This window comes from Zobellia sp. 1_MG-2023 (genome assembly GCF_030549125.1).
In the GTDB taxonomy this organism is placed as follows: Bacteria; Bacteroidota; Bacteroidia; order Flavobacteriales; family Flavobacteriaceae; genus Zobellia; species Zobellia russellii.
The window spans coordinates 1-21,610 of the sequence record NZ_JAUOSY010000016.1 but is presented as its reverse complement, the minus strand read 5'-3'; the positions used below and the strand labels follow the sequence as shown (position 1 = coordinate 21,610).

15 protein-coding genes and 2 pseudogenes are annotated in these 21,610 nt (G+C 39.5%); 9 read left to right on the top strand and 8 right to left on the bottom strand.

Annotated features, from left to right (window positions below):
* The 7 genes and pseudogenes from Q4597_RS19520 to Q4597_RS19490 form a co-directional block, all read left to right on the top strand.
* Positions 1-153 (top strand): annotated as a pseudogene (locus Q4597_RS19520) (transcriptional regulator); the annotation flags it as partial.
* Between the two features lie 459 nt (positions 154-612).
* Positions 613-3,708, top strand: coding sequence for a TonB-dependent receptor (locus Q4597_RS19515; protein ID WP_303407783.1), 3,096 nt, complete (start codon positions 613-615; stop codon positions 3,706-3,708).
* Positions 3,709-3,766: 58 nt separating this feature from the next.
* Positions 3,767-5,263 (top strand): RagB/SusD family nutrient uptake outer membrane protein, encoded by a 1,497-nt coding sequence (locus Q4597_RS19510; protein WP_303407782.1) that lies wholly within the window; start codon positions 3,767-3,769, stop codon positions 5,261-5,263.
* A 233-nt stretch (positions 5,264-5,496) separates the two neighbouring features.
* A complete protein-coding gene (locus Q4597_RS19505) occupies positions 5,497-6,312 on the top strand; it encodes a DUF1080 domain-containing protein (RefSeq protein ID WP_303407781.1) in 816 nt (271 codons plus the stop codon).
* 26 nt (positions 6,313-6,338) lie between these two features.
* Positions 6,339-6,914: a peroxiredoxin-like family protein gene (locus Q4597_RS19500; RefSeq protein WP_303407780.1), complete on the top strand. Its 576-nt coding sequence runs from the start codon at positions 6,339-6,341 to the stop codon at positions 6,912-6,914.
* A 172-nt stretch (positions 6,915-7,086) separates the two neighbouring features.
* Positions 7,087-10,608, top strand: a complete 3,522-nt coding sequence (locus Q4597_RS19495) for a sulfatase-like hydrolase/transferase (protein WP_303407779.1) — start codon at positions 7,087-7,089, stop codon at positions 10,606-10,608.
* A 124-nt stretch (positions 10,609-10,732) separates the two neighbouring features.
* Positions 10,733-12,070, top strand: a complete 1,338-nt coding sequence (locus tag Q4597_RS19490) for a Gfo/Idh/MocA family protein (RefSeq protein WP_303407778.1) — start codon at positions 10,733-10,735, stop codon at positions 12,068-12,070.
* A 63-nt stretch (positions 12,071-12,133) separates the two neighbouring features.
* Here the strand turns inward: Q4597_RS19490 and Q4597_RS19485 are convergent, their stop codons facing one another.
* The 7 genes from Q4597_RS19485 to Q4597_RS19455 form a co-directional block, all read right to left on the bottom strand.
* Positions 12,134-12,871, bottom strand: a complete 738-nt coding sequence (locus tag Q4597_RS19485) for a sulfatase-like hydrolase/transferase (protein ID WP_303407777.1) — start codon at positions 12,869-12,871, stop codon at positions 12,134-12,136.
* Between the two features lie 19 nt (positions 12,872-12,890).
* Positions 12,891-13,658, bottom strand: coding sequence for a sulfatase-like hydrolase/transferase (locus tag Q4597_RS19480; protein ID WP_303407776.1), 768 nt, complete (start codon positions 13,656-13,658; stop codon positions 12,891-12,893).
* Positions 13,655-15,583: a hypothetical protein gene (locus Q4597_RS19475; protein ID WP_303407775.1), complete on the bottom strand. Its 1,929-nt coding sequence runs from the start codon at positions 15,581-15,583 to the stop codon at positions 13,655-13,657. Before Q4597_RS19475 ends, Q4597_RS19480 begins: the two co-directional genes overlap by 4 nt.
* A 28-nt stretch (positions 15,584-15,611) precedes the next feature.
* Positions 15,612-16,715: a glycoside hydrolase family 105 protein gene (locus Q4597_RS19470; RefSeq protein WP_303407774.1), complete on the bottom strand. Its 1,104-nt coding sequence runs from the start codon at positions 16,713-16,715 to the stop codon at positions 15,612-15,614.
* Between the two features lie 211 nt (positions 16,716-16,926).
* Positions 16,927-18,369, bottom strand: coding sequence for a sulfatase (locus Q4597_RS19465; protein ID WP_303407773.1), 1,443 nt, complete (start codon positions 18,367-18,369; stop codon positions 16,927-16,929).
* 11 nt (positions 18,370-18,380) lie between these two features.
* A complete protein-coding gene (locus Q4597_RS19460; protein ID WP_289064335.1) occupies positions 18,381-18,551 on the bottom strand; it encodes a hypothetical protein in 171 nt (56 codons plus the stop codon).
* A 96-nt stretch (positions 18,552-18,647) separates the two neighbouring features.
* On the bottom strand, positions 18,648-18,860 hold the full coding sequence (locus Q4597_RS19455; RefSeq protein WP_215914056.1) for a hypothetical protein: 213 nt from the start codon (positions 18,858-18,860) through the stop codon (positions 18,648-18,650).
* A gap of 448 nt (positions 18,861-19,308) precedes the next feature.
* On the opposite strand from Q4597_RS19455, the gene rhaM reads away from it, so the two are divergent.
* Complete coding sequence (gene rhaM, locus Q4597_RS19450; RefSeq protein ID WP_408065848.1) at positions 19,309-19,602, top strand: L-rhamnose mutarotase; 294 nt, start codon at positions 19,309-19,311, stop codon at positions 19,600-19,602.
* A gap of 105 nt (positions 19,603-19,707) precedes the next feature.
* Positions 19,708-21,450 carry a sulfatase-like hydrolase/transferase gene (locus Q4597_RS19445; RefSeq protein WP_303407772.1) on the top strand — a complete coding sequence of 581 codons (1,743 nt, stop codon included), beginning with the start codon at positions 19,708-19,710 and terminating at the stop codon, positions 21,448-21,450.
* Positions 21,451-21,484: 34 nt separating this feature from the next.
* On the opposite strand, the pseudogene Q4597_RS19440 reads toward Q4597_RS19445, so the two are convergent.
* Positions 21,485-21,610: pseudogene (locus tag Q4597_RS19440) on the bottom strand (alpha-hydroxy-acid oxidizing protein); the annotation flags it as partial.

Here is a 21,610-nt window from a genome sequence, read left to right as displayed (position 1 = left end):
TATAACGACACGCCGCTGAAGCAACTGTTGGGCATTACCTGTATCTCCACGGATTTCAAGGCCATGGGGGAGACCGCGGCCCGTATGATCATGGACAAGAAAAAGGGGAAGGTCAAGAACCCGTTCCGTTTCATCGACAGGAACTCGATATAAAAGACATGCCCGTTATCGGGTCTAGAGGTACCCCAGGTATTCTATCCTGTCCAGGTTCTTTTGGGTTTTCTGTTCGTAGAGTTCGGCAGTTCCAATTAGAATTTATTCATTATCTGAATTTCATTTCTTTAAAATTTCAAAGGGAATCAGTAATTCTAAAAACTTCTCTGAATCCAATATTTGTAATTATCTGAAGATGTTGTTGATTTAAGTTTAAGTCTTTTTAAAGGTGTATCCTATTTATTCCTCAATATCAATTTTCATAGTATTTCAAGATCTCTTCAACCTTATAAATGCTTTCGACATAGTTATTTTATAGCAGTAGGGCAGGACACTACAGGACACCACAGCATGGTACAGGATGAGTTATAAGAATGGCCCCTATACATTTGAAGATACCTTAAAATATCGCTCAATATTTTAGGGATAATATATAACTCAACTAAATAATTCAAGATTATGAAAAAAAGATTTAGAGGAAATCCTCAGGGGTTTCTTATGATTATGATTCTGCTATGGGGGTTTACGATACAAGCGCAGAGCGTTACCGTATCGGGAACCGTGGTTTCGGCAGATGACTCGCAGGCGTTACCCGGTGTAAATGTTGTTGTTAAAGGAACGACTACCGGCTCCGTAACGGACTTTGATGGAAACTATAGCATTGTAGCTCCCGATGCCAATAGTATTTTGGTATTTACTTACATAGGTTTTACCCCTCAAGAGATTCCGGTAAGTGGTAAAAGTCAGATTGACGTTTCCATGACAGAGGATGCAGCACTTCTAGATGAAGTTGTTGTGGTTGGGTACGGTACCCAGATTAAGCGTCAAGTAACTGGTGCAGTGTCTACGATTCAAGCCAATGAACTTGCGGATATACCTGTTTCACAGGTTACCCAAAAGATACAGGGTAGATTACCAGGAGTTCAAATAAATCAGGCCACAGGTAAACCGGGACAGGGAATGTCAGTTCGGATAAGGGGGCAATTATCCGTTTCAGGAGGAAGTGATCCATTGTACGTAGTAGACGGTTTTCCCATTTCCGGAGGTATAAACACCATAAACCCAGATGAGATTCAGGATATTACAGTGCTAAAGGATGCTGCCTCTACTTCGCTTTACGGTTCTAGAGCTGCCAATGGGGTAGTTTTAATTACGACTAAAAGTGGACGATCAGGAGAAACAAGTGTGAGCTTAAACATGACAACCAGCATGCAAAGTGTTCCGCAACGTGGAAGAATAGAGATGATGGATGCCGTTGAGTTCGCTCAATTCAAAAAAGAATATTATGAAGATCAAGGTAGCCCTGTTCCGGATATTTTTCAGAATCCGGCACAGTATGAAGGGCAGACCAATGATTGGTACGATGCACTTTTGAGAACTGCGCCTATGACCAATTATAATTTAAGTATTACTTCCAACAAAGAAAAATTAAAGACATCCGTAGTATTAGGCTTTTTTGACCAAGAAGGAGTTGTTCTAGGTTCTGACTATAAGCGTTATTCACTTCGTGCTAATTTGGATTACACCTTATCGGATAAGGTTCGTATAGGTGTAAACATTGCCCCCAACCATATAGTTGACAATGTGCCAAGAACAGATGGTACTAGGGGCACTGGTCTTTTGTTCAATGCATTGCATACATGGCCCATTATGCCAATTTATAATCCGGATGGTACAAGAACCGAGTTTAATAGATTTCCTGCGGATACAGGAAATATCTTCTCGTACGCCAACTGGTTGAACTCTGCGGAACGAATTAAGGATGAGACCAAAAGTGTTAACCTTTTGAGCAACGCGTTTCTTGAATATAAACCTATTGAGGGTCTTGCTATTAAGACCAGTTTGAATGCAGAATTATATAATGAGCAATATGAATTCTTCAGTCCAACTAACGCTACTTATTCAATCAACAGACCCGTGCCTACCAATAACGAGGCCATTTGGGACGATCGAAATACATTTTCTTGGTTGAACGAAAATACGATTACCTATGATAAGAGTATTGGTGACCATACCTTCTCCGTTTTAGGAGGTTTTACCTATCAGAAATACCGTCAAGATCGTAACAGGGTTCAAGCATCAGATTTTGCAGATGATCGTTTGCCTACTATTCAAGGCGCGACCAATATTAACAGAAACGGGACTTTTGATGAAGTTAGAGAGTGGAGTTTGGTTTCTTTTCTATCTCGTCTTACCTATAACTACAAAGGAAAATATTTGTTGACCGGATCCATACGTAGTGATGGTTCTTCTAGATTTGGGTCGGAGAACCGTTGGGGTACGTTTCCTTCTGTATCCGCTGGTTGGATAGCTTCGGATGAGCCTTTCCTAGAAAATTCAGAAACTATATCCTTGCTTAAATTACGAGGTAGTTATGGTGTTACAGGAAATAATAATATTGGTAATTACACGCAATATGCCTTGATTGATAATACGGTAAATGCCGTTTTTGGAGATACTTTTGCACCAGGTTCGGCAGTTAACTCACTGTCAAATTCAAACTTAGGTTGGGAAACTACCAAGCAGTTTGATGCCGGGCTTGATTTAAGTCTTTTTAATGATAGGGTATCCTTTGTGTATGATTATTATACAAAGAACACTACCAACTTACTTTATAATGTTCAGGTTGCTCGCGAATCAGGATTCTCCAATTTTAGTGATAATATTGGTGAGATTCGTTTCTGGGGACATGAATTTGCCTTAAATACAGTGAACACAACTGGTAAGTTTCAATGGACGACCAATGCCAATATTTCATTCAACCGAAATAGGGTAGAAGCGCTGGCTGATGGAATTGATAGGGTTTATGGACCAGGAGGGTGGCATATTACTCAAGTAGGCCAACCCTTTGGTCAGTTTTATGGTCATGTATCGGATGGAGTATATCTCAATCAAGAAGATTTGGACAATTCACCTCAAGTCCCAGGTCGTTCAACAGTTGGTAGTATAAAGCTTGTGGATATTAATGGAGATGGTATTATAACCCGTGGGGGAGATGAGGATGATAGAGCTATTACAGGCAGCCCTTTTCCAGACTTTACCTATGGTATAACCAATACGATTAAATACGGCAACTTTGATTTTTCTGTTGTGGGTACAGGGTCTCAGGGGAACCAATTATTGGTGCGCCACTTGTTCAGTACTACCAATCTTGATGGTGTTTTTAATCTTTTGAAAGACGTTGAGAATCGGTTTAGGTCCGTAGATAATCCAGGTGATGGTTTTTACGGAACTACCGTTGGAGGCGGAAACGTTACCGGTATAGAGAGAGACTGGATAAACGATCGCTTTGTTGCGGATGCCTCTTATTTCAATATTAGAAATATAACTTTAGGCTATACCTTACCAGGAGTGGATAAATATTTTAAATCGGCCCGTATATACGGATCTATTCAAAATGTGCACATTTTCACCAAATATTGGGGAGGACCAAACCCTGAAATAAGTGTGCAGAATAACGGAGATGGAGACGGGGGCAACCTTGCTTCCGGGGTGGATATTTCTGGATACCCGGTTCCCCGCATTTTTAGTGTTGGTTTAAACTTAAACTTTTAAATCATAGACTACGATGACAAAACATATTTCACTTTCGACAAATTTTAAAACTGAAAAAATGAAAAAGATATTTTATTGTGTCGTAGCGTCCATGGCTTTTATAGTCAGTAGTTGCGATGACGAAATAACCATATTTCCCGAGGACTCATTAAGTGTTCCTACATTCTTTAAAACAGAAACGGATTTTACCCAGGCGGTTAACGGTGCTTACGTCCCGTTACGTCTGATTAACAACCAAGCCAAGCCTTATCTGGCGGAAATGCATTCAGACAATACTTATTTTGCGCGTAATACGGCATTTGGTGCAACAGAGAATCAAGAAGATATTGCGGACCATTCCATACCTAGCGAAGGAGGCATTACAGCCAACAGGTGGGTAGAGGAAATATACCGTGAATATTATCAGATTATAGCACGTACAAATCAAATTTTGACCACTATTGATGATGCGGAATTTGATGAAGCGGCCAAGGCCAACCTTAAAGGACAGGCACTTTTTTTAAGAGCTTATTCGTATTTTGAATTGACGCAGCTATTTGGTAGTGTACCCATGCACCTAGAACCTGTATTAGACCGTGATGGGGCAGCTTTGCCACTCTCTAGTGAAGACGACCTTTATGCACAAATTATTGAGGATGCTCAGGGAGCTACAGCCTTGTTGCCCCTTAAGTCGGAGCAAGAACCGGGTAGGGTTACACTAGGGGCGGCTCAAACCCTTTTGGCCAATGTTTATATCGTTAGAGAACAGTGGGCAGAGGCGGAAATTCTTTTAAAAGCTGTGGTAGCTAGTAATGAATATATGTTGATGCCTAATTATGAAGATGCTTTTTCCGGGAATAGCGAAAACAAGAACAACATGGAATCTGTTTTTGAAATTCAATACAGGGAGGGTGCCGAAGGTTTAAACGGAAGTTTTTTATATAACTTTCTACCAAGACCAATTACTGCCGAAGAAGTCGGTGCTATAACGGGAACTTCAAATCCACAACCGGTTAATGGTGAAGGAAACAATATACCTACACCGGACATAATTGATGCCTATGAAGAAGGAGATTTAAGGGAAGATGCTTCAATTATGTATGTTACTATTAGTGAAAGTTTTTGGGAAGATGGTGTTTACCCTATCATTAAAAAATATGTGGAGCCCCATGCATTACATAATAACCATGGGATGAACTGGCCCGTATACAGGTATTCCGAAGTGTTGTTGTTTTTAGCCGAAGCTTTAGAAGAACAAGGTAAAGACGGAGAAGCTCTTCCTTATCTTAATCAGGTTCGTACACGTGCTGGTCTAGGTGATCCTGTGGGGGATCTGGGAGAAGCTATCTTTAATGAAAGAAGGGTGGAGCTTGCTTTTGAAAACAAAAGATGGTTTGATTTGGTAAGGACAGGCAGGGCTATAGATGTGATTACCGCTCACGGTAATAAAATAAAGGCGAATCCTATTGATTATTACTATCCTGCTGGTGTAGAGCCAAGAGGTAATGTTTTTACCAATATTTCTGAACGTTACGCCTTACCTGCATCGGAATCTTCATTAAATCCAAATTTTTAATTGAATCGGAAAATATAATTTATCAAAGAAAATTAAAGGTCATGGACATCCATGACCTTTAATCATACAAAAAATTTCACTTGTAATCTATCATTTAGAAGTGCGGAAAAATCAGAGAATAAACCAAGAATTGTTGTAAATGTAGAACCTTAAAAAGGAGGCTTTAGGTTTCTTAATTTTATGGAAATTATCAGTAGAAGAATTATGACAATCAAAAAAATATAATAGGAATTATGAATAAATATAGTAGCGTATTTAAATTAATGGGGAGAACTCTTTTTGCTTTAACATTACTGTTAGGTTTTCAATCTTGTAAAGAAAAAAAACAGGAAACTACTGTAGAAACCACGGCAAAAGTTCAAGAGAAAGAAGACGGTTTTATAAATATATTTGATGGGAAAACCTTGACAAATTGGAAAGGCGACCTCAATTATTGGCGTGTTGAAAATGGTCATCTAGTAGGAGAGGTAACCCCGGAAACCCTTTTGAAAAGTAATACCTTTATTATTTGGCAAGGAGGGCAGCCGGATGACTTTGAGCTGAAGTTGGAATTTAGAATAACCGAATCCGGTAATAGTGGCATAAATTATAGAAGTGATTTGATCGATACCATACCTAACGCCATGAGGGGATATCAAGCGGATATAGATGGAAAGCGAAGATATACGGGACAGAACTATGAGGAAAAGAAAAGGGCTACATTAGCATACCGTGGGGAGAAAGTAAAAATAAAGACTCAAGATAATCCGGATGTTGCCGGTTCTTTACGAGGCAATGTAAAAAAGAATTGCTGGCAAAGTAGGGAGGTAATAGGTTCTTTGGGAGAATCGGATTCGCTAAAGACTAAGGTTAAAAGTGAAGATTGGAACGAAGTACATCTTGTTATAAAAGGAAATCGTCTTCAGCATTACGTAAATGGGACATTAATGAGTGACGTATTTGATGAAGATCCTATAAATAGAAAATTAAGAGGACATTTAGGAGTGCAGGTACATGTTGGCCCGCCTATGAAGGTAGAGTATAGAAATATACAGCTAAAGAACTTGTAGACATCTAAAAGATAAAGATAGTTAGAATGGGAGATTTAAAAGATTTTCAAAAGTTGGTTATTTCAAATGCAAGCCACGTCAAAGGATTAAAGGTAGGAGATAAAGCTCCGGACTTTACGCTTCCCAATGCCTTAGGGAAAGAGGTTTCGCTATCTGAACTTTTAAAATTTGGTGTAGTTGTTATCAAATTTTATCGTGGTGAATGGTGTCCTATTTGTAATTTAGACCTGAAGGAAGTACAAAGTAAACTACCGGATATTACATCTTTAGGAGCTTCATTTTTGGCAATAAGTCCTCAAAACCCTGATGAAGCATTAACGGCAAAAGAGAAAAACAGTCTTGATTTTGAAGTGCTAAGTGATGCACATCAAAAAGTCATTAAAGCGTATAATCTTCAGTTTGATCCAGGAGAGGATTACCATGCGCGAAGAGATTTAACACTTTTAAATGGCGATGGTTCAAAAACACTTCCTGTTCCCGCAACATTTATTATTAACACTGATCAAATTATTGAAGCTGCCCATGTAGAAGCAAATTATACAGAAAGAATGGGAGTGTCTGAAATACTATCGGTACTTAAAGATTTAGCGAACAAAAAGTAATACGTTGGGTGAATGTAACACAAGAATTTATAAACAGTAATCACGCCCGCTCTCAGGACAGCACAGGATGGGTAATGCTTCTATAACACATAAGTTTGAATAAGATTCTTTACCCGACTTCTAAGATTTGAACAGAGAATCTAATTTAAGAGAATTAACAAATATCAAGTTTATGAGTATAAAAATTTTAGCGGCAATCTTTCTTTGTGGTGGCGTACTAACATTAAAGGCACAAAAAGCGGAGAAAGAACTGCAGGTTAAAAAGCCTAACATTATTTTTATTTTAACGGATGACCAACGTTTTGATGCTCTGGGTTATGCAGGGAACAAACTTATTTCTACCCCTGAAATGGATAAGTTGGCAAAAGAGGGTACCTATTTTAAAAACGCTATGGTTACCACTCCGATCTGCGCGGCAAGTAGGGCCAGCATTTTAACAGGGCTTTATGAGCGTACCCATAATTTCAATTTCCAGACAGGAAATATTAGAGAATCGTACATGGCTCAATCATATCCTTCAATTTTAAAAGAGAATGGATATTTTACCGGTTTTTATGGGAAATATGGGGTTCGTTATGATAAACTAGAGAATCAATTTGATCAATTTGAGTCCTATGACCGTAACAATGAGTATAAGGACAGACGTGGTTATTACTATAAAACGTTAGGTAAGGATACCGTTCATTTAACGCGATATACGGGACAGAAAGCTATAGATTTTATTGCAGATGTAAAGACGGATAAACCTTTTTGTCTTTCTTTAAGTTTCAGTGCTCCCCATGCACATGATGGGGCAAAGGACCAATATTTTTGGCAGGGAGAATCAGATGCCTTGCTTCAGAACATCAATATGCCCGATGCAGATTTAGGAGAGGACAAGTATTTTGAGGCTCAACCTAAATTTGTACGAGATGGTTTCAACCGGTTACGTTGGACCTGGAGGTACGATTCCCCTGAAAAATATCAGCATAGCGTAAAAGGCTACTATAGAATGATTTCTGGTATTGATAGGGAAATTGCCAAAATTAGGGCCGAGCTGGAAAAGAAGGGACTTGCAGAAAACACGGTTATAATTCTCATGGGCGATAACGGCTACTTTTTAGGGGAGCGCCAGCTTGCAGGTAAATGGTTGTTATATGATAATTCCGTAAGGGTGCCTTTAATAGTCTTTGACCCAAGGGAGAAAAAGCAAAAAGATAGTGATGCCATGGCCCTGAACATAGATGTACCTTCTACAATTCTGGATTTGGCCGGCATTGATCAACCAAAAGCGTGGCACGGTAAAAGTCTTATGCCTATTGTGAAAAGCGCCAAGCGCGATTTTGGGCGGGATACTGTGCTTATAGAGCATATTTGGGAATTTGAGAATATACCACCTAGTGAAGGAGTACGTACAAAAAAATGGAAGTACTTCCGGTATGTTAATGACCAATCTTTTGAAGAACTTTATAATTTAAAAGACGACCCCAAAGAAATACACAATCTGGCCAAGGATGCAAAATATGCTGAAAAATTAAAGGCTTTTAGAAATAAAACTAACAGTCTTATTCTGGAGCATTCGGATGAATATTCCAATGGACCAAGCGACTTGATTGTAGAATGGATACGCAACACAGAGGGTGTTGCCATTATTGATGACAAACCAGAATTTGGATGGGTGGTGCCGGATGGCGCAGTTTCACAATCGGCCTATCAAATATTGGTAGCTTCAACCAAAGAGAAAATAGACAGCAATATTGGTGATGTTTGGAATAGTGGACAAATTCGCACCAATACCTCATCAGAAATAGAGCACGGTGGGTCAGCTTTAAAAAACGGAGAGACCTATTTCTGGAAGGTACGTATTTGGGACCAAGATAATCGACTATCAAGATATTCTCAAAGTCAGTCTTTTACCATGGGAAGCCCCAAGGCAACCATAACGACCCCAAATAGTTTTCAAATAGACAAAATTAAACCTGTCAAATTCGAAAACAGAGGCGATACTTATTTCATGGATTTTGGAAAAGCGGCTTTCGCTACCCTCAATTTTACATATAAGGCCAAAACTTCAGGTATAGTTACCTTTAGAATTGGGGAACAATTAGACGGGGAGAACATCAACAGAAAACCTTTTGAAAAAAGTCATATCAGGTATCAGGAAATTAAAATGAAGGTAAATCCGGACCAAACGGAATATCAACTTGAAATTAAACCGGACAAGCGAAATACCTTACCCGGCAAGGCACTACCTCTTCCTAAAGGTTTTCCTGTCTTAATGCCTTTTAGGTATGTAGAGGTTCAAGGTATAGAGGGGGACGTTAATGCGGAAGACTTTACATTCTTAGCGCATCATAGCTACTGGGAAGACAGTGCCAGTAGCTTCAAAAGCTCAGATGATATTTTAAATCAGGTTTGGGAAATTTGTAAGTACACGATAAAAGCTACAACATTTAACGGTCTTTATGTAGATGGCGATCGAGAACGTATTCCGTATGAAGCAGATGCGTATTTGAACCAACTAAGTCATTACACCACTGATCGGGAATATGCTATAGCTAGGCAAACCATAGAATATTTTATGGAACATCCTACATGGCCAACGGAATGGCAACAGCATGTGGCGCTTATGTTTTATGCAGATTATATGTATACGGGCAACACAGAACTGATCAAGAAGTACTATGACCGGTTAAAGTATAAAACGCTTTACGAGCTTGCTAATGAAGATGGTCTTATAACCTCTACTAAAATGACTCCGGAATTGATGAAAAACCTTGGGTTTCCCGAAAAAATGAAGGAGACTTTTAGGGATATTGTAGATTGGCCTTCTGCAGGCTGGGGAGGAGACCCATCAAATAAGGGGGAACGTGACGCTTATGTTTTTAAAGATTATAATACTGTAGTAAATGCGTTTTATTACCAGAATATGAAAATCATGGCCCAATTTGCGGAGGTTTTGGGTAAAACGGAGGAGGCACTGGATTTTGAACTCCGAGCTTTAAAGGCAAAAAAAGCGGTCAACGAAAAAATGTTCGATGCCGAACGTGGTATATATGTAGATGGAATTGGAACGGACCATGCAGCCCTGCATGCCAATATGTTGCCCTTAGCCTTTAACATGGTACCGGAGGAGCATATTTCTTCTGTTGTAGAACACGTAAAATCTAGAGGAATGGCCTGTAGCGTTTATGGTTCACAATACTTAATGGATGGATTGTATAACGCCGGAGCAGAGGACTACGCGTTGGAATTATTAACGGATACCAGTGATAGAAGCTGGTATAATATGATCCGTATTGGGTCTACTATGACCTTGGAAGCTTGGGACCTGAAGTACAAGAACAATCTAGATTGGAACCATGCGTGGGGTGCTGTGCCCGCAAATGCCATTCCACGAGGACTTTGGGGTATTCAACCCAAAACACCGGGGTTTGGAATCGCTATTATAAAACCTCAAATGAGCGATTTGAAAAATAGCAGTATTGAAGTGCCTACCGTTAAAGGAACGATAAAAGGAGAATATACCTACGAGACTTCTAGGCTTCAGGTTTTCAAAATTGAGATTCCGGCAAATATGGTAGCAGAGTTTGAAATTGCTCCATCACCAGGAAAAGAGTTAATGCATAATGGTAAAAAAGTAAATGCCGCTTTCGGTTCTGTACGTTTGGAACCAGGGCATCATGAAATTAAATTGGTAATCAATTCTTTTTAAAGATAATATAGTAGCAATGGTCTACATTGTGCTTATTTTGGAGACGCCAAAACAGGGAGCATATTTTTACAAAATCATGGGTCCAAGTATTTTACCGGAATATTAATATCAAAGAATTATAATAATGAAAACATCTAGACGAAGTTTTATTCAGAAAACAGCCTTGGGAACTACGGGTGCTATACTCGGAAGTTCCAGCTTATCTGCTAAGAGTTATAGAAAAGTTATGGGGGCCAATGATAGGATCCAAGTAGCCATAGCTGGTTTGGGCCGTCGTGTTGGAGCCATATATGCTCCAGTAGAGTTAAAGAGTAATAATGTGGAGCTCGTTTACCTTTGTGATGTTATGGAAAGCCAGCGTGTAAAAGCCGCAAAAGAAATGACTCCTCGTTTGGGGTATACTCCAAAACTGGAAAATGATATAAGAAAGGTGCTTGAGGATAAAAAGGTAGATGCATTGTTTAATCTAACACCTGATCACTGGCATGCTCCAGGTTCTATAATGGCATTAAAAGAAGGAAAACATGTATATGTTGAAAAGCCTTGTAGCCATAACATGGCCGAAAACGAACTGCTCGTTGCTGCGCAGAAAAAATATGATAGAGTGGTGCAGATGGGTAACCAACAACGTTCTGCTCAGCATAGTATAGATATTATCAAGCAAATTCATGATGGTGTAATAGGTAAGCCATACAAGGCTGTAGCCTTCTTTAGTAGCAAACGGGGAGAGGTTCCACATCAAAAAGCGGCTCCAGTTCCTACAGGACTAGACTGGGAATTGTTTCAAGGACCTGCTGTTCGCCGTGATTATACTTCGGAGACATGGAATTACAATTGGCATTGGTACGGTTGGAATTACGGTACCGCAGAATTGGGAAATAACGGTACACACGAGCTAGATGTAGCACGTTGGGCCTTAAAAGTAGATTTTCCAAATCATGTGGAGGCAGATGGCATTAAATCTGCCCTTGTTGATGATGGTTGGGAGATGTACGATACCATGGAGGCTACATTTAAGTTCGATAACAATACTACTATTAAATGGGACGGAAAGAGTAGAAACGGATACGGAACCTATGGCGGCGGACGTGGTACGATTATTTACGGTAGCGAAGGCAGTGTGTATGTAAACCGTGATTTATACAAGTTGTATGATCGTGAGGGAAACTTGGTAGAAACGGTCAAGGCCAAAACCAAGGAAGGTGGGTTAGAGCTTGGTGGCGGTGGAGGAATGAGTACCATACATGTGGGTAATTTTTTCAATGCCATTAGAGGTAAGGAAACTTTACAAGCCCCTATAGATGATGCCTCTAAAAGTATGGCGTTGGTACACTTTGGAAATGTAGCTTATAGAATTGGGAATGGTTTTGATATAGACCCCAAAACAGGTAGGATGTTAGATAGAAAAGCCTTGGCTTTATGGGGAAGGGAATATGCTGCGGGTTGGGAGCCTACGCTGTAGAACTTCTATAAAATAATATAAGAAACGGGGTAATGTTCTTTTTGGGAGATTACCCTGTTTTAGTTATTGGGGAGCTCCAATTACTTTTACATCTGTCATCTCTTTGCCGTTAGTTCTTGTCTTTTGTTCAACAAAATAAGGTTGAAAAGTATAGGATGAATTATCGTCCCAAATGGCATTTTTAGTGGGTAGATGTTGTTTTAAACGCCTTGTAATGTTTAGGTAATCAGGGTGGTTCGCTAGATTGGTGAATTCGTTGGGGTCATTTTTATGATCATATAATTCTTCCGTTCCATCTTCGTAGCGAATGTATCTAAATTGCTTGGACTTGACGGCGTGATTGTTCATCCCAAAGGTTGTGATTGCAAAATGGGGATTTAGATCGTTATCATTTATTAAGGGAACAAGACTTTTTCCTTCGTTTCTTTCATAAGCAGGTAGTCCGCACAATTCCAAAAGAGTAGGGTAAATAGACAGTAATTCGGCGGGCTCATCTATTACTTTTCCTTTGGGTAAATTGGGAGCCGCAAATAATAGGGGTGTTTTGGTCGCGGCATTCCAAAGGGCATGCTTGGCAAAGGTGCTTTTTTCTCCCAAGCGATAGCCATGGTCGGACCAAAGAACAATAACGGTATTATTGGCATGTTCACTTTCATCAAGCGCATCTAACAGTCTTCCTATTTCGTAATCTACGTAGCTCACACAAGCCAAATAGGCCTGAATGATTTTTGGCCATTCTCCACTTTTAATGGCCCAATCCGTAGAGGGCATCATGGGCAAATCATTTATCTGTAATGCCACAGGAGGAACATCGTTTAAATCATCTGCCCCGATAGGGTCTAGTTTTTATACTGTCCAGCGGATGGAGGTCAAACCACTTTTGTGGCACATAAAGAGGTACATGTACCCGTAAGAAACCTATTCCCATAAAAAAGGGACGGTCGTAGGTTTTCTTTAAACGCTCGTTGACCCAATTTACGGATTGGTGGTCGGGCATCAATGAGTCGGCTTCTGGGAAAGCACCCCAATCTGTACTTGTTCTTCCATATTTCTTTCGGTCCGAGGAACCAAAACCGTCCCAGACAAATCGTTCATCAGGATAAGGTCCAAATCCTTTCTCCCTGTTGCCAGACTCATCAAAAACTCCATCAGGAGCATGCGTATGGAACAACTTGCCAATACCCATGGTATGATAACCATGTTTCTTAAAGTATTCGGGAAGCATTATAATATTTTGTGTTGCGGGATTGTTTTTGGAACGTATTTCTACATCTGATATCATGCCATAAATACCAGTGGTTGATGGGCGTAGACCTGTCATTAATGAAGCTCTTGAAGGACCGCATAATGGGGCTTGGCAGTGTGCATCCGAAAAAGTTACTCCCTTAGAAGCCAAACGGTCTATGTTGGGAGTTTTGGTACCTGAATATTTATCGAGTATTCTAATCATATTATTCAGGTCGTCTACAGCAATGAATAGTACGTTGGGATGTTCAACTTTTACGGTTTTTTTTATCTTTTCTTCCTCTTTACAGGCGGATAAACACAGTAAACTTAAAGCTAAAACAAAAAATGAGCCATTTCTCATAAGGTGACTAATATGACTTCAATTGTTAGTTCTACCACTTTGTTTTTGTCAAAATAGGCCATGATAGGAATAGCTTCGGCACCGGGAACCATATTAAAAATACGTTCTTTAGACGTTTCCCTTATGGTGAGGGGGACATTTGAAGTGATTTTTACCAAACCTTCTGGTTTTTGTACGGTAAGCTCATTCGTATTGAGTTGTGTGACCGTCTCGCTGCTAGGAGAAATAATAGGTAGTACAAAAGAGGTTCTAGAAATAATTTCCTGATTGGTTTTAGCAACTATTCGTAAAGAATTTTCAGAACACTCATAGATCAGATTAAAATCTGAAGCAGTAGTTTTTACAGTTTGGTTGTGCTCGTTTTTTAATAGGCATTCCGCATTTATTAAAATCTGCCCATTTGTATCATTGGAAGAAATAGTTGCGGTACGATCAAAAATATTAGAGCTCCATTCACCATTATGTATGGTTTCAATTCTTGGGGTAAAAGGAAAATCTTCTCCCGGATTGGGTTGTTGGTTTAATGGCTCTACCAACTTATATTTGGCCATACTTGCCGCTAACAGTAGCCCAACTTTGTTGTGGTACAATAAAGATAAGGCCCCTCCCGTAGCTTGGCGATAATATCCATCTTTATAAATTGCATCATAGGCAGTTACGGTCCCTCTCCAATTTCCCCGGGCAAAAAGACTAGTATCTATTTCCTTATAATGTTTAATACCATCGGCAGTACTTCTAGGTAGAGGAGTTTCTGTATTTATTTTGGGCAAATCATTCCAATTATCTAATAAATGGGCCAATGGTTTGGTATGTGCAAAGGTGTGGTGTATACAAGGTTTAATGCCGTGCGATGCATAGTGAATTCCTCCATGTAACAATCCGTTGTGGGTACAGCGTCTCAATAATTCGGTATATTTTACCGCGGCCGTGCCCAAAGCGGGGTTGCGGTTGGCCATAAGTACCAATGCAGGTTGACTGCCATCACAAGTACGACTTCCCCAATACGTCCACTTAAACATTCGTGTCCCCCAGCCATTGTCCCAACCCCCATCTGGTAACATGAATTCTAAATGAGTGTTTAGGGATTTATCCAAAAGCTCAAGAAGTTGAGTATCGTTTTCATTAACGGCATATAGTACAATATTGTTCAAAGATTCCTCCACGTTATAGCCTAAATCTATACCTTTTAATCCCTTGTTGCTTAGCTTATGTGCACTTGGTTTTATTTCTCCATATAAAAAATTATTTGGTTTTGTAAAATAGGTTTTGATGGCTTCCGCTAGTTCTTTACTACGAGATAGGTATTCTGGCTTATTGAGTATTTTTCCAATGAGATTTAGGGCGTAGATTGTGGTGGCGCCATAATTTACATTGGTCACATCCATCGTTGGAAATTTTCTGTAAACAAAATCGGCAGCTCTGGCCAATCTAGCCCTCCATCGTTCACGCCGTTCCTCATCTAGCAAATCTCCATGATAGTGTAGGGCTTCGGCAAGGGAAATGGCACCAAAAACCGTAATTCCGTTCCAAGATTTGGGATTAAGGTCGTTGGACCAAGCTCCACTGGGTAAGGTTACATTTTCGGCCCACTCCATCACGGCAATACCGGAATTAAGATATTTTTGTTCCCCCGTATACTTTGCCATGGCCAGAAGAGGATATACGGCGTCCATCATTCGTCCGTGGACCTTATTGCATGCCGGGCATTTGAACATACCGTGTATCCTAGGGTTGTCCGCATCCATAATTTGGGTTTGGATAAGCCCGTCACACCAATCTTTTAAAAGGTCATAAACAAGTTTCTTATACTCTGAAGAATGTTCTTTGGTAATCTTATCGGAACATGAATTAACCCATGGCCCTATTGCTAGGGTAAGAGCAGCCGTGCCTAAGCCGGAGAGTTGTACAAATTCTTTTCGATTCATTATCGCCGATTTATTTGGTTACCTCTTTCTAGTTGTCCTTTGCCATTTTATAGATTTCGGAACCTGCACTTAAAAAGGCTCCAGTACCATATACTTCCGTTTTGTCCGGACTGGCATTCCCTGGGGCTGCCCCTATGGGTTGGACATATCCTAGCATGCCATTTTCATGTACATATCCGGTCATGGCGTTCCATCCATTAATTACGGCTTTTTTATAGTTTCTTCCTTTTAATATTCCGTTATTGATGCCCCATGTTAAACCGTATATAAAGAATGAAGAGCCGCTGGTCTCAGGGGTAGGATAGAATTCATGGCCCAATAAGCTCATGGCCCAATGCCCTTTTGGTGTTTGTATTTCTATAAGTTTTTCAGACATTTTTTTATAAATGTCCAAGAAGTATTCATACTCTTTGGTTTGAGGCTTTAAATTAGATAGGATATCGGTCAAACCAGCGTAAACCCAACCATTACCACGTCCCCAAAATATTTTGGTGCCATTGTCTAACTTACCTTTAAATCGTTCGTCCCTGTAGTATAAATTTTCTTCTTCATCAAATAAGAACTCGGTAGTGGCTTTGTATTCTTCAAACATAAAATCCAAATACTTCTGCTCTCCAGTTATATTATAGAGGTCGGCCCAAACGGGTGGAGACATAAATAGGGCGTCGCACCAATTCCAACGATCTTGGTGGTAGGGCGTGGCCCAATTTAATTTGGTCTTGGCAGGATGGTGTATAAGAAAATTAAATTGTTCCTTAGTGGGTTTTAACATTTCCTCTTGGTTATATTTTCGGTACAGAGCTGCATACATGCGGCCAACAGCATGATCATCTGCATGATATTTTCGCTCGTGAAGTTGCCAGTTGTTTTGATCACCAATACCTTTTAACCAATTATAATAGGTATCATCATCTGCCATTTCTGCCCATTTGGCCATACCAACATATAGTGCTGCGTTTGTCCAATGCAAAGGATGATGGGGTTTCTTATTGCTATAACTGTCATTAATGTGGTCCATTTGCCAGTCGGCAACCTTTTTCATAACATCTTTCACTTCTTCGGGTTTAATTTTTTGGGCGTTACAGAAGTAAACGGATAAAAAGGAAATAAGGAGTAATTTAAAGGTTCTCATAAGGATTATTTTGTGATTTTTTAAAAACGCTACATGTGGCACTTCCATTTTGGGTAAATATTAGAGGCTCTATGGAACAACAATTTTAGTGGTGTTTTTAAGAATTTGCATCCTGTTCTATCCTGTCAGGCTATACAATAATGAGTCGTTTTAAGTTAAAAAAAAGGCAGCTCGATAGAACTGCCCTTTATAACCAAAATAGTAAAGTATACTAGTGCGTATAGGGAACCGTGCCCGTTTCATCAATGGGGTATCCCCACCTTTTAATGTATTCCGTACCTGGTAAAAATTCATCACCGGTTTCTTCTAAACGCTGATACAGCAGTTTCTCCAAATCATCTTGCACGGTAGTATAACCTTCATTACCAACAAGGTTATTCAGTTGGTAGGGGTCCAATTTATTATCAAAAAGAAGCCATGGGCCTGTTAAATCCCTAGCATAAGTATATTGCTGTGTCTTAATAGCTCTATATTCCCTAGCTCCATGCTGTACTTTGTTCCATTGTCCAAACGGTTGTACGCATGTAAGTAACGTGGCGTCTCCTATCTGTTCCTTTCCTTCCATATAGGGCCTATAATTTATTCCTTCTACGGTAGTTGGAATTGAAATGTTGCACAGGCCTAAAATGGTGGGCATAATATCTTCTGAATTCATCAGTGCATCTCGTTCACCTTCAGAAATTTTAAGCTGTTCCGGAATGCGGAACAACATTGGAACCCGTGCAGACTCTTCGTAGGGTTGTTGTTTTTTGTATGCGCCATGGGAACCCAATAAATCCCCATGGTCAGAGGTGAAGACTATTATGATATTATCATAGTTGCCGGAGTCTTTTAGGTTTTTAATCAACTTGCCTATCATATCGTCAATTGCGGCAATATGGGCGTAATAGCCGGCCAAATCTTTTTTAGCCTTTGCTTTGAGACTGTCCGGGACATTTTTACGTAATTGAATCTTATCTGGGTCAAATCGATTTCTATATTCCTCCGGTGCCGTATGGTACGGCGCATGTGGTGTGCCGTAAGAAAGAATCATCATAAAAGGATTGTCGGAAGATTTTCTTTCTTTAATATAATCGATGGCCGCATCGGTTTGTTCAAAGGTATCGTACCCGTCCCAAATTTTTCTGTTCGGGTCTTCATTATCATAATATACCGATTTGTTGTAGTCATGGGTACATTCGTTGCCCTTCCAGAATTTGAATCCTTGCCTTCTTTGACCGGGAGCCACATTCTGAAGCCTGCCGTGCCCGTCCAAATGCCATTTGCCAATATAGCCAGTATCGTAATTTTCTTTATTAAATACTTTGGCAATTGTTACCGCATTGGTATCTAATTGAACATCGTTCATAAAGACCCCATGGGTCAATGGACGTTGACCAGTTAAAAGTGAAGCCCTAAAGGGAGAGCATACGGGCATACCAGAAACTGCATTTGTAAAGTTTACGCTTGCCGTGGCCAGTTCATCTAGATTAGGCGTGTTTACATTTGGGTCTCCAGCATAGCTTGTTGCTTGCGCCCGCCATTGGTCCGTTAGGATAACGAGGACGTTAGGTCTAATACTGTTCTTAGGGGTTTGCTTAAGATTCTTATTGTTTTTACAGGAACTAAAAGCAATTAAAACTGCTGCGAAAATAAAATAGCACGTTTTTTTCATAAGTTTTGTAATCAGTTTTTCCAAGATTCTTCTATTTTTTTCTTTAACTCTTCAACTATGGAAGGGTTTTCATCCGCTATATCTGTCTGCTCTAATGGGTCTTCATAAATATTGAACAATTGAACTTTTTCGTTAGGTCTATTTTTGGAATTGGGAACAATTAACTTATAAGGATCCGTCATAACCATTTTATATTTTAGACTTTCTTCTACGGTATTGAAATCGTGATTATAGATTTCTCCGAAAACTGCTTTTCGTTTTTCAAATTTTTTAAGTGGCTATAGAAGAACCTCTTGCACCACATCTTCGCTTAAAGACTTATCAAAAAGAAAACCGTAGGCATATGTTACCAAATCTTGGTACATATCATCAAATATTCTTTTAAAAGCAAAATGGTTCTTGCTTTGTATTTCTCTTAAAACAGTGTCTAAATCCAAGTTAATTTTATTCAATACTCTATCAATAATATTGAATGCCTGGATCAATAGCATCCTGTACTGTGCTGATTATTGATGTTGTTAAGTTGCAGAGGAATTTTATAGCAAACATGTACCTTGCATAAAGATGCGGTTAATTGGATAGTCCTCCGTCTTTTCATTAGCTTGGCTTGGAGATTAACTATAATAGCTACAGTATTGTGTTTATTACCTTTCATTTCACAAATAACTAGCACGATATGTGAACTAACATTTGCACATAATTTTCATGAATAATTGGCTTTAACAGCATTGTGCAGGATACATTACCGTTTTTCTAGCTTTATTTTTGATATAATCAAGAATGACCAACTTTAAGGTATAAGAGCTCAACGGTCTTGACAATTGTAAATAGTGTCTTAAAGAGGCTCTGTAAGTGTGAAGACGGTAAGTTCAAAAAAGAAGTTGAATCTACTGAAAAGTTTAAAATCTAGATGAGAAAATGGTTAGAAAAGCATTCAAAATGAAGGTATATGAAGATAAAATCGAGGAATATACCAAAAGGCACAATCCAATTTGGCCAGAATTAAAAGAAGTACTTAAGAACCATGGCGTTCGTAATTACAATATTTTTTTAGATACCGAGAGCTGTTTTTTGTTTGGTTACGCCGAAATAGAATCAGAAGTAAAGTGGAATCAGATAGCCAATACTCCAATTTGCAGAGAATGGTGGAATTATATGGCAGATCTTATGGAAACGAACGAAGATAACAGTCCGGTATCCACAGATTTAGAACATCTGTTCTACATGAAATAGTCTGTTTCTTTAAGAGTTGATTTTTTGATTGAAAAGAGTCAACTTCAAAAACATCAATAAAGACCCCTGTAACTTTACACTCAATTTCATATTATGTATAAATACATGTTACCAATCAGAAATATAACAGTCATTTGTATATGTACTATCCTTTTTAGTTGTAAAAATGAAAGTGAAAAGAGCCAAAAAACTCTTCCCATAACATCTAAAACGGAATTACCCCTAAAGCCCAATATTCTATGGTTGGTTACTGAGGACATGGGGCCGTACATTCCTTCTTTTGGAGACTCTACAATTGTTACTCCAAATTTGAGCCGTTTGGCAAAAGAGGGTGTTGTATATCCTAATTTATATTCCACATCAGGAGTTTGTGCTCCGAGTAGAGCGGCTATTACAACGGGGATGTACCCGTCAGGTATTGGGGCCAACCATATGCGTACCACTTCATATACAGAGGAGACCGGATTACCTTCTTACGGAGCGGTTCCGCCAGCAGAAGCTCGTATGGTTAGTGAGTTATTACGTATGAATGGGTATTACTGCTCAAATAACGATAAAGAAGATTATCAATTTAGAGCCCCTAAAACGGGTTGGGATGAGAGTAGTCCATACGCGCATTGGAGAAATAGAGGGAATGACCAACCGTTTTTTTCGGTTTTCAATTTTACGGATACGCATGAATCTGGGCTGTTCGAACCTTATGGGTTTAGAAATATTGAAACAAGGCATTATCGTGCTGGTGATACAACATATACCTGGAAAAGCGACCGTATGACGGAACAGGAGACACCTGTGCATTTATCCAAGGAAACGGAGTTTTCTATTCCTCCTTATTTACCGGATACACCCACGGTACGTCGTGATATGTGGAAAGCATATAACAATATAGCTGAAATGGATAGGCAGGTTGGTGCAATATTGAAGCAGTTGGAAGATGATGGACTTTTAGAGAATACTATAATCTTTTTCTATGGCGATCATGGTGGACCGTTACCTAGGGAAAAACGGTTAGTGTACGATTCTGGCTTAAATACGCCATTGATTATAAGGTTTCCTAATAAACAACATTCGGAAACCAAAGATGATCAGTTGCTTAGTTTTGTAGATTTTGCCCCCACGTTACTTTCTTTAATAGGTGTTGAACCTCCAAAGTATATGCAGGGGAAAGCTTTTTTAGGGGATTATAAATCGAAGGAAAAACGAAAATATATTCATGGCGCCGCAGACCGTTTTGACGGTTTTACGGATGTAATCAGAGCCGTGCGCGACAATCAATTTAAGTACATAAGAAACTATAGACCTGACCAAGGCTATTATTTGCCGGTTGAGTATAGAGAAAGGATTCCAACTATGAAGGAGATGTTACGTATGCATGATGAGGGAAAATTAGATAGTATACAGAGCCTTTGGTTCAGGGAAAAAAAGGAAGCGGAAGAATTGTATGATTGTGAAGCGGACCCGTATGAGATAAACAATTTGGCCAAAGACCCTGCTTACGGTAAAAAGCTGGAAGAATTAAGCACTGAAATGGATCGTTGGCTCCAAGAAATAAGGGACAACCCTAATCTGCCAGAAAGGGAGTTAATTGCGCAATTATGGAATGGAGCTGACAGCCAACCGGTGACTTTGGAACCGAAAATTTCTTTTAATCAGAATACAGTTGTAATTAGTAGTGCTACCAATGGCGCTTCTTTAGGATATAAAGTTATAAGCAAAGAAGGAAAAACTCCAAAAGTATGGCAGGTTTATAGCCAACCGTTTCAAATTCCAGAGGGAAGCAAAGTAGTGGCACAAGCCTATAGAATAGGATATGAGCCTAGTGCAGTAGTTGAGAAAAATATAGAGTAGACCGCCCGAAAATATTTGGGGCTGAGGTTACCCCTTATTTTATAAGATGTTTAGGTAAGTCCTCTACGCGTTCGCAGCATAGCTGGTCCATGACCTGTTTGAACTGCGTCCTTAACATGGCAATGGTGTGGTCGCCGCCTTTGTTTCCCAGTGCCCCGCA